The following is a 13785-nucleotide window of genomic DNA, read 5'->3' as shown; positions in this document are numbered from 1 at the left end:
AGGTAAACACGATGAACACCGCGCAAAAAAATAGCTGCCGAGCATCATTGATGCGCCGCAGCAGACGTATTTTACACGGATGGGATGGTTTACCGCAGTGCTTGGGTGAACTGGCGCACATTCAAAACCGGGCGGGACAGGCAAAATGGCTTTGCTTTCCACTCAACAACTTTCAAGTCGAGCCCGCCATGTCTGCCATGATGAACGCTACCCGCGCCCTGAACCGTCAAAAAATCGCTGTCGAGAGAACGCTGTATGCGCGTTCGGCAGAGGAATCGCAACTGGCAGCGCGTTGGGCCGCCGCCTGGCACAAACTCGTCCAGCGCAAACTGGACAACCTGGCCACCCGCTCTGCCCCCCGGGTGGACTTCAGCGGATTCCTGGTGAACCCGCCGTCCCGCGTCTTGCATTAATCCTTCTGTTCTTTCTCAAGCAGCACGCTGCTCCATGCCGGCCGCCTTGTTGCGGCCGCCCTGGTAGCAGCTGCCTGCACGCGCTTCCATTCCCGCACGATCAAGCACGGTAACGCAACCACGGCGGTAGGAGATCAGGCCTTCGTCGGACAGCTTGCCTGCGGCGCCGGTCACGCTTTCGCGGCGTACGCCCAGCATGTTGGCGATCATTTCCTGCGTCACTTTCAATTCATTGCCCATTGAGCGGTCCAGGCGTTCCAGCAACCAGCGGCACAGTTTCTGTTCGATGCTGGTGTGGCGGCTGCCGGCCACGCTTTGCGCCAGCTGGGCGAACATCGCGCTGGTGTAGCGCATCAGTTGCTGGGCCAGCGGGCCGCCGGCGTAAAACACTTCGCGCAGCACGTCGGTGCGCAGGCGGTAGCCGTAACCGGCGGCTTCCACGACGGCCGAGTACGAAGCGCGCTCGGTCGGGTACAGGGCCACGCCCACCACGCCTTCACGGCCGACCACTGCGATCTCCGTGGTGGCACCGTCTTCCATCACGTATTGCAGGGAGATGATTGCGTTGGTCGGGAAGTACGTGTATTCGACCTTGTCGCCGAAGTCGAACAGGTGTTTGCCGGCAGGCAACGCAACCAGTTCCAGCGCGCTGAACAGGGCCAACAGATCGTCACGCGACAGCGCGCGCAGCAAATCGTTTTGTTGGGCGCCGATCAGGCTGATCTGCGAACCGGCGCTGCTATGGCCTGCGGTGGCGTTGGCGGCGGTGGTTGCGGAGCTGGTGTGGTATGCGTTCATGGTGTCTGCCTCTCGGTGTGTGGTCTTGGTGGCTTGGTTATCGCTCACCGTTGATGACACTATATCTAGCAGGCCGATCCGCGGGTATAGGAGCGGCGTGTAGGCCAATGTAGGCACCAAGCAAGAGGAAATGTGGTCCTTGTCCTACGTTGGCATCAAGACACTGTGTAGTAGCACACCGAACAACTCAATAACTGGCGCGCAATTGCAGGTAAGCGGTACGTGGCGCACCAACCATACGGCCCGCATTGCCGTCCACGTTGCGGGTGTAATAGCGGCGGTCCGACAGGTTGTTCAACCCGGCCATCACCTCGTACCCCGGTTGCCCTTTCAGCTTCCAGCCTACTTGGGCGTTCCACAGGCGGAAACCGGGGATGGCGCCGACAGCGCCGCTGGCAGCTTCCGCCACGGTGTTGGCGGCATCCGAGAACTGGCGCGTCTGGTGGGTGCCGGAGACGTTGAACGACCATGTATCGATCCGGTAGCGCGCGCCGACGGTGTCGGTGCCGCGCGAGTAGAACGGCACGTCCAGGCCGGCCGTGGCGCCCGATTCCTGGATCGCCCTGGTGGAGGTGTAATTGGCGTAGAGGTTCAGGCCGGCGAGCGCGCTGGCGTCGGCAAAACTGTAATCGAACGCGGTCTCGATGCCTTCGTGGCTGGTGGCGCCGATGTTCTGGAACGTGGCAGGCACGGTGCCCGGCACCTGCAGGATCTGGTTGTCGAACTTGAGTTTGAAGGCGGTGAACTCGGCACTGATGGCGCGGTCCTTCCAGCGCGCACCGGCCTCGAATGTCTTGGCCACTTCCGGGTTGAGCGGGTTGGTCGCGCTCTGCGAATTGAGCTGGGTGTTTTGCACGGCGCCGAACGACGTGGTGTAGTTGGCAAACACGGTCAGCGCCGGGTTGACCAGGTAGGCCACGTTCAGCGATGGCAGCGCCTTGTTGTTGTCCGACGCAAAAGCGGCAGCGCTGCCGCTATCGCGACGGTCGGAACGGATGCGTTCATACCGCACGCCCGGCGTGATGCGCCAGGCGCCCAGCGCGATGCGGTCGTCGATATACACCGAGTGGGCGTCGGTCGCGTTGTCGAACCTGGTAGTGGCGCCGCGCACGCCGGTGGCGACGGTGACGGAGTAGTTGTTGTCATCACCGCGCTCGCGCAGGAAGCGGTAGCCGGCCGTGACATCGTGCGTGAGGCCGGCAGCGGCGAAGCGCTGGGTGTAGCGCGGTTCGACGCCCAGCACCTGGTAGTTGCGCGGCTGCCAAGTCACCTGGGTACGGGCGGCGTTGATCAGCGCGCTCTGGCGGAAGCTCTCGTTGTAATACGCCTTCACTTCGAATTCCTGGGTGGCCGAGATGGTGTTGAGATAGCCGACGTCGCCGCCCTTGCGCTCGCCGCTCCAGAAATCGGTGGGACGGGTGTTCTGGAACGGGTCTGCCGCGTACTGCGCCGCCGTCAGCCCGCCCGGCGTGCGCGAATTGACGTCGAAGTACGTGAGCTTGCCGTACACCTCGCTGTGGCCATTGAGCGGATAACGGAATTTCAGCGCCACGTCATTGAGTTTGTCGTTACTGGCGGTGCGCCAGCCGCCGCCGTCCATGCCCGAGTACATCAGCGCCAGGCCCAGGCCGTTGTCAAAGGTGCCGCCCAGGAAGGCGCCGTACTGGGTGTTGTGTCCCGCGTCGCTGTAGTCGTTGTAGCGCACCGAGACGTCGCCCTTGATGGCGCCTTCGGGAATAGCCCGGCTGCGGAAATTGATGATGCCGCCCACGTTTTGCGGACCGTAGCGCACTGCGCCGCCGCCGCGCACCACGTCGATCGATTCGATATTGTTGAGGCTCACCGGGGCGAACGACAGTTGCGGCTGGCCGTATGGGGCCACGGCCAGCGGTATGCCGTCGAGCAGGATGGTGGAACGGGGCGAGTAGCGCCCGGTCAGGCCACGCACGCCGATATTGAGCGAAATGGCGCTGCCGGCGGTGCCCGAGTTGTCGGTGGCCTGCACGCCCGGCACACGGCGCAGCACGTCGCCGATGTCGAGCGCACCCGAGTCCTCGATGTCTTCCTTGTTCACGACGGTGCGCGCGCCGGGGAAGTTCTTGACACTGTTTTGCAGGCCGGACCCGAGCCAGCTGCCGGTGACCTGGATCGATTCCACCGGCGCCGCTGATCCTGCCTGGGCCTGTTCCTGTCCCTGGGCCAGGGGCGCTGCCAGCAGCGCGAACGCTGCGGCCATGGAAGTCAACGGGAATGGTGGCGCGGCGCGCAGGGGGATAGGAGGCATGGCAATGAAAGAAGTATCATGAAAGTGACAATGATAACACTTCTCATTCGCAACATGGCGACCTTCCCGGTCTCCCTGAAGGCCATGTTAAGATGCTGACTATGCAAACATCCTCTTCAGACCAGGCAGAAGCACTGATCCGCGCCACCGGTGCCCGCGTCACGCGCCAGCGTGTGACCGTGCTCGACTTTTTGATGGGACAGGAAAAGTCGCTGACCCACCACGATATCCAGGCCTTGCTGTCCGACGAAGCGCTCGACTCGGTCACCCTGTACCGGGTGCTCGAATGGCTGACCGAAAACGAACTGGTGCACCGCATCGCCGGCGCCGACCAGGTGTGGCGTTTCCGCGCGGGCGCCGGCCACCATTCGCACGAGCACGCCCACTTCCAGTGCACCCGCTGCGAAGAAGTCACCTGTTTCACCGACGTGCCGCTGCCGCGCACGATCAAGCTGCCCAGCGGCTTCCAGAGCCAGGAAATGGATTTTCTGATCAAGGGAACCTGCCCGCACTGCGCAAAATCGAAGCCATAAAAACTCCCCGGACTTAATGCAATAAACTTGCATTAGCGCTGAAACAGACTTATGATGCAACTCAATTGCATTTGACGGGCTTTCTCCGTCCTTGTTTCCGTCCGCGCGTCCGCGCCTTTTCAGCGAGCCATCCATGACTACCAACCCCGCATTCCTGGCCGATTTGCGCCTGCCCGTTACCGTGCTTTCCGGCTTTCTCGGCGCCGGCAAGACCACCCTGCTCAACCACGTGCTGGCCAACCGCGAAGGCTTGCGCGTGGCCGTCATCGTCAACGACATGAGCGAGGTGAATATCGACGCCTCGCTGCTGCGCCAGGGTACCGAAAACGCCGGCGCAGCCCTGTCGCGCACCGAGGAGAAAATGGTCGAGATGAGCAACGGCTGCATCTGCTGCACGCTGCGCGAAGACCTGCTGCTCGAAGTGCGCAAGCTGGCTGCCGAAAACCGCTTCGACTACCTGCTGATCGAATCGACCGGCGTGGGCGAGCCGATGCCGGTAGCCGCCACCTTCGATTTCGCCGACGAAGACGGATTGTCGCTCAACGATGTGGCCCGCATCGACACCATGGTCACCGTGGTCGATGCCGTCAACCTGCTGAACGACTACAACTGTGCCGACTTCCTGGCCCAGCGCGGCCAGAGCGCCGGCGAAGGCGACGACCGCACGCTGGCCGCGCTGCTCTCCGAGCAGATCGAGTTCGCCGACGTGATCGTGGTCAGCAAGACCGACCTGGTCACCATCGAACAAATGGGCGCGGTGCGCGCCGTGATCAAGGCACTCAATCCCACCGCCACCATGGTGCTGGCTGAAAAAGGACGGGTGCCGCTGCACCAGATTCTCGGCACCGGCAAATTCGACCTGGACAAGGCCAGCCAGATGGCTGGCTGGGCGCGCGAGCTGGCCGGCATCCACACGCCTGAGACCGAGGAATACGGCATCGACAGCTTCGTGGTGCGCGAACGCCGTCCGCTGCACGCGCAGCGCTTCGATGAATTCCTCGACCTGGCGCTGCCGGGACTGATACGGGCCAAGGGTTATATCTGGTTCGCCAGCCGTCCCGACTGGGCGGTTGCCTATTCCCGGGCCGGGCGCATCGCGTCGGTGGAGCCGGTAGGACAATGGTGGGCCGCCAGCGACCGCGCCAACTGGCCGCCGGTGGGCGACGCGGACCGCGCCGGCATCGAAGCGGCCTGGGTGGAACCGTTCGGCGACCGCCAGAACGAACTGGTCTTCATCGGCGCGGGCATGGACCGCCCCGCGCTGGAGGCAGCCTTCCGCCGCTGCGTGCTGACCGACGGCGAACTGGCTGCCGGCGCCCCCGCCTGGCTGACCTATGCCGATCCCTTCCCGGCCTGGAGCCGCGAGGACGAACTCGAAGAAGAGCCGGCATAAAAGGTCGCTGACGCGTTCCGGCAGGGGCAGCTATACTGCACGCTTTTTCCGATTTGCAGATTCTCCATGGCCGCCCTGTCCTCCTTCGTCCGCACCGCCCTTGCCGCCGCCAGCCTGCTGGTGCTGAGCGCCGGCGCCCAGCCCTCCGCCACCACCCCGGCCCTGGCGCGCACGCCCGATACCATCGCATCGCTGCGCCTGATCGGCGAGCAGCGCCTGCCCTGGCGCATGCGCTTCGAGGGCACGCTGGTGGGCGGCCTGTCGGGCATCGACTACGACGCCGCGCGCGGCGACTGGGTGATGATCTGCGACGACCGCTCCGAGCACAACGCGGCGCGCTACTACCGCGCGCGGCTCGATTACGACCAGCAGTCCTTTACGTCGGTACAGCTGACCGGCGTGACCACGCTGCTGCAAGCCGATGGCACGCCGTATCCGTCCAAGAATGATTTCGCCCGACTGGGCGGCGCGGTGGCCGACCTGGAAACCCTGCGCGTCGATCCGCGCGATGGCGCCATCTGGTATGGCAGCGAAGGCGATGTCTCGCTGGCCCTCAACCCGTTCGTGCGCCAGGCCGGCGCCGATGGCCGCTTGCGCTACGAGCTGCCGCTGCCGCCGCTATTCAATGTGAAGAAGGATCACAGTTCCGGCCCACGCAACAACCAGGCCTTCGAGGGCATGAGTTTTACGCCCGATGGCGCCTCGATCTGGGTGTCGCTGGAAGGACCGATGTACCAGGATGGTCCGGTGCCCACGACCGCTCACGGCGCGGTCAACCGCATCACCCGCTTCGGCCGCGACGGCAAGGTGCTGGGCCAGTATGCGTATGCGCTGGAACCGCTGGCGGCCGCCCCTGGCACCGGCAAGAACGCCGACAACGGCATTTCCGAAATCCTGGCGCTGAGCGATAACCGCCTGCTGGTGCTCGAGCGCGCCGGCATACAGGACGATGCCGGCCGCTATCGCAACTACGTGCGCCTGTACGAGGTGGACAATGCTGGCGCCACCGATATCGCACAACTGCCCACCGTGGCTGGCGCCAGCATCACCCCGGTGAAAAAGCGCCTGGTGCTGGACCTGAACCAGGCCGGCCTGCCGCAGGTGGACAACCTCGAAGGCATGGCTTTCGGTCCGCGCCTGGCCAATGGCCATGCCAGCCTGGTGCTGATCTCGGACGACAACTTCAACAACCGCCAGGTTACGCAGTTCCTGCTGTTCGAGGTAAACCCGTAGCGCCTGTATTGACAACGGCTGCCGCGGCCACCAGCGGCGCCGGCGCCAATCCGGGCAAACTGGCGGCGGCGACCGGCGGCACGTCCGGCGGACCCGGCTCCTGTGCGATCGGCTCCGCAAGCGCCGCGCCAGCCTCCAGGTCGAACGACGACAGCTGGATCGCCGGCGGAGACAGGCAATTGTCGCACTTGCAGCACCGCTCGAAACCGGGCGACGCATCGTCGAAGTAATCGAGCAGCAGCTTCCAGCGGCAGTAGCCGCTCTGGGCGTAGCCCACCATTTGCTCCAGTCCCTCGCGGTCGCGTTCATGCTTGTCCGCGTACACTTGCGCCATCTCGTCGTACCGGGCAGCCTTGGGCCCGGTAGCGCCGCCGGGCAGCTTGGCCAACGCGTAATCGAGCTTGCGGCTGCGCTTGAGCAGCTTGCCGTCCTTGAGCATTTTCAGGCAGATTTTCAGCTGGCTGGCAGAGATATGCTCGAGCTTTGGTTTCAGGTCGGCCTCGGTGAACGCGGCGCCATCGTGGGCGGCAGCCGCCTCGTACACTGCCCGCAGCTCTTCGGCTTGCGGATAGTGCTTGACCAGGAAGAACTGCTGCAGCCGTTTATCGGCGTGGTAGTACAGCAGCGTGCATTGCGCATCGAGGCCATCTCGCCCCGCCCGGCCCGACTCCTGGTAATAAGCCTCCAGGTTGGCCGGTATCTGCAGGTGGATCACGAAGCGCGTGTCGGCCTTGTCGATGCCCATGCCGAAGGCGTTGGTGGCCACCATCACGCGACGTTCGCCGCTCATGAACAGGTTCTGGTTTTCCACCCGTTCGGCGGCGCGCAGCTTGCCGTGGTAAATCGTTACGCTTTCGCCGGCTTCCTTCAGTTGTGCATGCATTTCCTCTGCCGCCTTGACGGTGGCAGCGTAGATGATGCCCACGCCTGCTGTCTCGCGCACCAGTTGCAGCGCCTGCGCCGCCTTCTCGGACGGATTGGTGACCTGCTTGACGCGGTAGTGCAGGTTGGGCCGGTAGATGCCGGTATTGACCACTGCCATGCGTTGGCGGCCCAGCTGGGTGCGGATATCCTTGATGACGTCGTCGGTGGCGGTGGCGGTGAGCGCCAGCACCTGCGGGCGCCCCAACGCTTCCAGTGCGGCGCCGATTTCGAGGTAGGCGGGACGGAAGTCGTGCCCCCACTGCGAGATGCAGTGGGCCTCGTCGATCACCACCAGCGCGATCTCGCTCTGCTTGAGCAGCGCCAGGAAATCGGGCGTGATCAGGCGCTCGGGGGTGCAGAAAACGATGTCGTGGGCGGCGCTCTCGATGCCTTCGAGCGCCGCGAGTTCGTCGGCGCGCGACAGGCTGCTGTTGATCTGCGCGGCGCTGGCGATGCCGGCTTCCTCGAGCTTTTCAGCCTGGTCTTTCATCAGCGAGATCAGCGGCGAGACCACCACCGTCAACCCTTGCAGCAGCCGGGCCGGCAACTGGTAGCACAGCGACTTGCCGCTACCGGTGGGCATGACGGCCAGCGTATCGTGGCCGGCCAGCACGCTGTCGATCACGTTGCGCTGGCCGTCGCGCAGTGCCGCGATGCCGAAAACCTTGCGCAGCAAGGTGGTGATTTGTTTGCTCTGCGGGGCTGCCATGGAAGACTCTCTGGTTGTAGAAAACTAAAGCCAGAGTAGCCAACGGGCCGGGGATCGACTGTGCGGCAGCACACCGCGCGGCGTAACCGGCCATCCCCTTTCAGGCGCGGTTTGTCATGCAACAGTCGTATCGATCCGGGCGCCGGTTTTGAGCGTCAGGGTCACCGGCGTACGCTCGGCGATATCGGCCAGCCGCGCCACCTGTTCCGCATCGAGCGCGCCGGTCAGGTGCAGCGTGCGGGTGATCACGGTGCCGTCATCGCCGCGCGCCAGGTGCAGGTCCACTTTCACCGCCTCCAGCGGCCACTGCTTGCGGTCGGCGTACATGCGCAGCGTGATCGCCGTGCACGAGCCGAGGCCCGCCAGCAGAAAGTCGTACGGCGCCGGCCCCGCATCCTGGCCGCCGTTGCGCGGCGGTTCGTCGCCGGTCAGCTTGTGTCCACCCACCTCGATCTCGGTGGTATACATGTCGCGCCCGATACGGGCATATCCTTGTGCCATGGTTAAATCTCCTTTCCGCCATTCTAGCCGCTACCCAGGCGCCAGCCCTCTGCCAGAAAGAAGACGACATACTCCGCTTACAAACTTCACGCCAGCTTCATGTAAGTAAAGTATTGTAAATGGCAAGTTTTTAGGCATTGCTTCTGTAAAATACCGGCATTGACCTACATTCATCACCCACCCCCTTCCCCCATGCAAAAGATACTCCTGACCTGCTCCCTGCTGACGGCGCCGTTGTCCGCGCTTGCCCAGTCCACCGATGCGCCGCCGGCTACGCAGACCAACCCGCCGGCAGCCAAGCCCGGCGCCGTCAAGGCCGAGGCAACGCCGGTGGTGCCGTCGGTGACGGTCGCGGCGGAACGCCCCACCAACCGCATCGACCGCCAGGTGTACGACGTCAAATCCGACGTCTCGAGCACCAACGGCACCGCTGCCGACGCCCTGAACAACGTGCCGTCGGTGGCGGTCGATCCCGATGGCACGGTGTCGCTGCGCGGCAGCAGCAATGTGCAGATCATGGTCGATGGCAAGCCGTCGGCCATGCTGCAGGGCGAGAACCGGGGCGCGGCGCTGCAGGCCATGCCGGCCGACGATATCGAATCGGTGGAAGTGATCAACAACCCCGGCGCGCAGTTCGGCAACGAGGGCGGCGGCGGTCCGATCCTGAACCTGGTCATGCGCCGCAACCGCAAGCCGGGCGGTTTCGGTTCGGTCAGTGCCAACGCCGGCACCGAGGGGCGCTACAACAGCTCCGTCAACGGCAGCTACAACCAGGGGCTGTGGGGCTTCCAGGGCGGCCTCAATGTGCGCCACGACGGCCGCAACTCCACGTCGGAAGTGAACCGCGAGCGGCTCGATGCGCGCACCGGCCAGTATGTGCCCAGCACCCAGGATTCAGTGAGCAAGGGGCTGAACGACATGGTCGGCGCCAATGGCACCGTCAGCTACAATATGAACCAGACCGACACCCTGACCGGCAGCCTGTCGTTCATGGGGCGCGGCAACGACCAGCGCTCGACCGAGCATTATGTGAACGGCGCCACCGGTTTCAACCCCGCCAGCGCCGCCAGCGAATATGTGCGCAACACCTCGCGCAGCGGCGACGCCAAGAACTTCAGCTGGGGCGCGCGCTACGACCACAAGGGCGAACTGCCGGGCGAAACGCTGAAAATCGACCTGCGCGTATCGGCTGCCGACAACGATAACGATACCAACTACGCCAGCGACTACGCGGTCGGCGCGGACAACTTCGGCCGCACCGATACCCGCGCCTTCCAGCACAACGACACCAGCACCCGCGTGATCGATTTCACCGGCGACTACGGCCGTCCGCTGTGGGGCGGCACCACCAATGTCGGCTACAAGATCGCCCGCACCAGGAACAATTTCGACACGCTGTACACCGACATCGATCCGGTCACCAATCTCGCCACCGTCAACCCGTCGCGCACCAACCGCTTCGACATCGAGGAAACCGTGCTGGCCCTGTACGGCACGTACCAGATGCGCCTGTCCGAGCGCTGGGGCCTGCTGGGGGGAGTGCGTACCGAGCACACCGACATGGACATCCACCAGATCACCGGCGGCATCACGGCCAAAAACAGCTACATCAATTTCATCCCCAGCATGTTCGCGACGTATAAAGTGTCGGACGACGCCAATATGCGTTTTGCCTACGCGCGCCGCTTGCGCCGCCCGCAGGCCAACGACCTCAATCCGTACGTGACCTACCGCGACGAATTCAACGTCTCGGCCGGTAATCCGGACCTGAAACCGACCAAGACCGATTCGTTCGAAGTCGGTTACGAGACCAAGTTCGGCGGTCTGGAGACCAATCTGCGCGGCTACTACCGGCGCGATACCGACGCCATCGTCGATTACCGCTACTTCATCGCCGACAATGTGCTGCTGACCACCCGCCAGAATGGCGAAGGCAGCCACTCGAGCGGCCTGGAATTCACTGTCAGCGGCAAGCTCACGCCCACGCTCACGCTCAACACCAGCGGCAATTTGATGCGTAACCAGCAGCGCTCGCAGGATGAAGCGGGCGTGATCACCAGCCGTACCGCCAACTCGCTCAGCGGGCGCGCGCGCCTGAACTGGCAGATGACCACGGCCACGCAGGTGCAGCTGGCGCTGCAAATGCAGGGCAAGATGCTGTCGGGCCAGGGTTACCGCTCGCCCAACAACACGGTCAACATGAGCGTGCGCCATGCATTGAACAGCCAGTGGAACCTGGTGGCCAATGTCACCGACATCTTTGACCGCAACAAGATGGAAACCATCGTCGACAGCACCACGCTGCGCGAGACCAGCACCCGCCGCTTCGACGGCCGCGTGTTCTACGTGGGATTGTCGTACCGCTTCGGTGGCGTCAACAGCACCCGCAGCGAGGGTGAAGGCGAAGGCGGCTTCCGTGGCCGTCCCGGTGGTCCCGGTGGTCCCGGCCCCGGCGGCTTCGGTGGCCCGCCCGGCGCCTGATCGCCACAAAAAAACGCCCGGGGCCTTGCGGCTACCGGGCGTTTTTCATGTAACTGGCGTTACTTGACCACGGCGACCTTCACCCGCTTGCCCTTCTGGAACGTGAAGATGGTCAACGCGCCGTCCTTGATATCGCCACGCGCATCGAAAGCGATATCGCCGGTCACGCCCTTGTGGTTGATCTTGGCCAGGTACGGCAGGTACTTGACCGGATCGGGCGAGCCGGCCTGCTGCATCGCATCGACCATGGTCATCAAGGCATCATAGGTTTGCGGCGCGTAGGTCTGCACCTCGACACCAAAACGCTTTTTGTAGGCAGCCTTGAAATCGGTCAGCGCCTTTTCCTGCGCCGGCGCCACGCCGCCCGCTTCCGCGCACAGCACCTGGTCGTCGTTCATGCCGTCGCCGGCCAGGCGCGGCACCGAGTCCGAGCACATGCCGTCGCCGCCCATGAACTTGACCGGGAAGCCCAGCTGCTTCATCTGGCGCAGCATCGGCGCCGCCACTGCGTCCATGCCGCCGTAGAAGACCAGGTCCGGCTTGGTGGCCTTGACCGTGGTGAGGATGGCGTTGAAGTCGGTTGCCTTGTCGTTGGTGTACTGGGTACTGACGATGGCTGCACCAGCCGCCGGTCCCAGGCGCTTGATATTTTTCGAGAACTCATCGGCCAGGCCCTTGCCGTACGCGGTGCGGTCGTCGATCACGGCGATGCGCTTGGCCTTGACGTTTTGCAGCGCATAGCGGGCCAGCGCCGCGCCCTGCTGCTCGTCGTTGGCGATATTGCGGAACGCCGAATTGAAGCGCTGCCGCGTGTACTGCGGATTGCTGGCCGACGGCGAAATTTGCGGAATGCCGGCGTTGAAGTAAATGCGCGACGCCGGGATGGTGGTGCCCGAGACCTGGTGGCCGATCACGCCATTGACTTTGGCATCGACCAGCTTTTGCGCCACGGCCGTGCCCTGCTTGGGATCGGACGCGTCGTCCTCGGCCTGCAGCACAATCTTGTACTTCTTGCCACCGATGACGACGCCCTTGGCGTTGAGTTCCTCGACCGCCATGCGGGCGCCGTTTTCATTGTCCTTGCCCAGGTGGGCGGCGATACCGGACGTGCCGGAAGCGTGGCCGATCTTGATGATTTCCTGCGCGTTGGCGAATGCCGGAAGCGCGCTGCTTGTCAATCCCAGCGTGATCGCCAGGGCAATTTTTGTTGCGTATGTTGGGTACGGCATACAACTCCTTACGAATTTAGCCGGTTAGGATACCATCCGACAAGACAGACCGCCATCAGTAGATGCCGCACGGCTATTTACGTAATATACTTATTACCCCACTGCATAAGTCATTGAAATAACTATGGAAATTTCGCATCGCATCGCCAAGTCCCGGCCGCTTGCCACCACCGCCTTGCACGGCCGGGTGGACGCCATGAAGGACCGCGGCGAACACGTGATCGATTGTTCCATCGCCATCTCGCATTTCCCCGCACCGTCGGCCGTACTCGCTGCCATGCACGAGGCGCTGCACCGCCCGGCCCTGCCTTACACGGCGGTGGGCGGCGACGCCGGCGTGCGCGCACGGCTGGCTGCCCGCGTCACGCGCGAAAACGGCATCGATGCCGCGCCGGCCGAGATCCTGGTCACCAACGGCGCCAAGCAGGCGCTGTACCAGGCGTTGTACGTGATGGCCGATCCGGGCGACGCGGTGATCATCTTCAAACCGTACTGGCCCGCGTACGTGGCCACCAGCGAGCTGCTGGGCCTGGAGCCGATACTGGTCGATCTGCCCGCACAGATCACCACCGAACTGCTCGACAGCCTGCCGCCAGCCAAAGTCATGATCCTCAACAATCCGCATAACCCCACCGGCGCGCTGCTGTCGGCCACGGAGCTCGACTGCATCGCCGCCTGGCTGGGTAAAGCCGGCACCCGCGCCATCGTTGATGAGAGCTACGAAAAGCTGGTGTTCGACGGCGTTCACCACAGCCTGGCCGCGCGGCCCGACTGGCGCGCGCTGGGCGTGGTCACGCTGTTCTCGGCCTCGCAAAGCTACGCCATGATGGGCTGGCGCGCCGGCTTCGCGGTGGCGCCGGCGCCGCTGGTGGCGGCCATGGAAACCGTGCAGGGACCGATCACCGCCGCCGCTCCGATGCTGATCCAGCTGGCATTGGCCGCCGCCTTCGAATCCGACGACTCCCCCGAATCCACCGCCATGCTGGACGACTACCGCGCCCGCCGCGACCTGGTGCTGGACCTGACCGCCAACCTGGCGTGGCTGACGGTGCGCGCCCCCGCCTCGGGGCCCTACCTGTGGTTGGACGTGTCGGCACTGGGGCTCGACACCGTAGCCGCTGCCGAACAACTGCTGACCGAATACGCAGTGGCGGTGATGCCCGGCGACGCACTGGGCGTGCCCGGCCACCTGCGCATCGGCTATATCTCCGACGACGTTGCCACCCTGCGGCGCGGCGTGCAGGCCATCATCGCGTTCGGCAACCAGCGCCACGGCAGCCTTTGAAC

The 13785-nt window shown here is 64.1% G+C and carries 11 protein-coding genes; 6 read left to right on the top strand and 5 right to left on the bottom strand.

What is annotated here, in order from left to right; genetic code table 11:
- Nucleotides 1–11 precede the first annotated feature (11 nt).
- Nucleotides 12–413: a hypothetical protein gene (locus ASF04_RS28310; protein WP_229205111.1), complete on the top strand. Its 402-nt coding sequence runs from the start codon at nucleotides 12–14 to the stop codon at nucleotides 411–413.
- A gap of 15 nt (nucleotides 414–428) precedes the next feature.
- Here ASF04_RS28310 and ASF04_RS18500 read toward each other — a convergent pair whose 3' ends face one another.
- Complete coding sequence (locus ASF04_RS18500) at nucleotides 429–1211, bottom strand: Crp/Fnr family transcriptional regulator (RefSeq protein ID WP_019920969.1); 783 nt, start codon at nucleotides 1209–1211, stop codon at nucleotides 429–431.
- 187 nt (nucleotides 1212–1398) lie between these two features.
- Nucleotides 1399–3495 carry a TonB-dependent siderophore receptor gene (locus tag ASF04_RS18495; protein WP_156368702.1) on the bottom strand — a complete coding sequence of 699 codons (2097 nt, stop codon included), beginning with the start codon at nucleotides 3493–3495 and terminating at the stop codon, nucleotides 1399–1401.
- 101 nt (nucleotides 3496–3596) lie between these two features.
- On the opposite strand from ASF04_RS18495, the gene ASF04_RS18490 reads away from it, so the two are divergent.
- From ASF04_RS18490 to ASF04_RS18480, 3 genes are all read left to right on the top strand, one after another.
- A complete protein-coding gene (locus ASF04_RS18490; protein ID WP_040377684.1) occupies nucleotides 3597–4028 on the top strand; it encodes a Fur family transcriptional regulator in 432 nt (143 codons plus the stop codon).
- A 133-nt stretch (nucleotides 4029–4161) separates the two neighbouring features.
- On the top strand, nucleotides 4162–5421 hold the full coding sequence (locus tag ASF04_RS18485) for a GTP-binding protein (protein ID WP_056144951.1): 1260 nt from the start codon (nucleotides 4162–4164) through the stop codon (nucleotides 5419–5421).
- A gap of 66 nt (nucleotides 5422–5487) precedes the next feature.
- Nucleotides 5488–6654, top strand: a complete 1167-nt coding sequence (locus ASF04_RS18480) for an esterase-like activity of phytase family protein (protein ID WP_056144948.1) — start codon at nucleotides 5488–5490, stop codon at nucleotides 6652–6654.
- On the opposite strand, the gene ASF04_RS18475 is transcribed toward ASF04_RS18480, so the two are convergent.
- Nucleotides 6620–8287 carry an ATP-dependent DNA helicase RecQ gene (locus ASF04_RS18475; RefSeq protein WP_056144945.1) on the bottom strand — a complete coding sequence of 556 codons (1668 nt, stop codon included), beginning with the start codon at nucleotides 8285–8287 and terminating at the stop codon, nucleotides 6620–6622. The genes ASF04_RS18480 and ASF04_RS18475 overlap by 35 nt on opposite strands.
- Before the next feature lie 114 nt (nucleotides 8288–8401).
- A complete protein-coding gene (locus tag ASF04_RS18470; RefSeq protein ID WP_056144942.1) occupies nucleotides 8402–8788 on the bottom strand; it encodes an OsmC family protein in 387 nt (128 codons plus the stop codon).
- A gap of 192 nt (nucleotides 8789–8980) precedes the next feature.
- Between ASF04_RS18470 and ASF04_RS18465 the strand changes: the two genes are divergently transcribed.
- A complete protein-coding gene (locus ASF04_RS18465) occupies nucleotides 8981–11269 on the top strand; it encodes an outer membrane beta-barrel family protein (RefSeq protein WP_056144939.1) in 2289 nt (762 codons plus the stop codon).
- A 59-nt stretch (nucleotides 11270–11328) separates the two neighbouring features.
- Here the strand turns inward: ASF04_RS18465 and ASF04_RS18460 are convergent, their stop codons facing one another.
- Entirely contained in the window at nucleotides 11329–12498 is a 1170-nt protein-coding gene (locus ASF04_RS18460) for a branched-chain amino acid ABC transporter substrate-binding protein (RefSeq protein ID WP_056144937.1), read from the bottom strand.
- 124 nt (nucleotides 12499–12622) lie between these two features.
- On the opposite strand from ASF04_RS18460, the gene ASF04_RS18455 reads away from it, so the two are divergent.
- Nucleotides 12623–13783, top strand: coding sequence for a pyridoxal phosphate-dependent aminotransferase (locus ASF04_RS18455; protein WP_056144934.1), 1161 nt, complete (start codon nucleotides 12623–12625; stop codon nucleotides 13781–13783).
- Nucleotides 13784–13785 lie beyond the last annotated feature (2 nt).

Source organism: Duganella sp. Leaf61 (assembly GCF_001421905.1).
Lineage (GTDB): Bacteria > Pseudomonadota > Gammaproteobacteria > Burkholderiales > Burkholderiaceae_D > Rugamonas > Rugamonas zoogloeoides.
This window is presented reverse-complemented; position numbering and strand designations above follow the sequence as displayed.

Excerpts from the sequence above, each read along its gene's own strand:
- ASF04_RS28310 (WP_229205111.1), top strand. The coding sequence starts at position 12 with ATGAACACCGCGCAAAAAAATAGCTGCCGAGCATCATTGATGCGCCGC.
- ASF04_RS18500 (WP_019920969.1), bottom strand. The coding sequence starts at position 1,211 with ATGAACGCATACCACACCAGCTCCGCAACCACCGCCGCCAACGCCACC.
- ASF04_RS18495 (WP_156368702.1), bottom strand. The coding sequence starts at position 3,495 with ATGCCTCCTATCCCCCTGCGCGCCGCGCCACCATTCCCGTTGACTTCC.
- ASF04_RS18490 (WP_040377684.1), top strand. The coding sequence starts at position 3,597 with ATGCAAACATCCTCTTCAGACCAGGCAGAAGCACTGATCCGCGCCACC.
- ASF04_RS18485 (WP_056144951.1), top strand. The coding sequence starts at position 4,162 with ATGACTACCAACCCCGCATTCCTGGCCGATTTGCGCCTGCCCGTTACC.
- ASF04_RS18480 (WP_056144948.1), top strand. The coding sequence starts at position 5,488 with ATGGCCGCCCTGTCCTCCTTCGTCCGCACCGCCCTTGCCGCCGCCAGC.
- ASF04_RS18475 (WP_056144945.1), bottom strand. The coding sequence starts at position 8,287 with ATGGCAGCCCCGCAGAGCAAACAAATCACCACCTTGCTGCGCAAGGTT.
- ASF04_RS18470 (WP_056144942.1), bottom strand. The coding sequence starts at position 8,788 with ATGGCACAAGGATATGCCCGTATCGGGCGCGACATGTATACCACCGAG.
- ASF04_RS18465 (WP_056144939.1), top strand. The coding sequence starts at position 8,981 with ATGCAAAAGATACTCCTGACCTGCTCCCTGCTGACGGCGCCGTTGTCC.
- ASF04_RS18460 (WP_056144937.1), bottom strand. The coding sequence starts at position 12,498 with ATGCCGTACCCAACATACGCAACAAAAATTGCCCTGGCGATCACGCTG.
- ASF04_RS18455 (WP_056144934.1), top strand. The coding sequence starts at position 12,623 with ATGGAAATTTCGCATCGCATCGCCAAGTCCCGGCCGCTTGCCACCACC.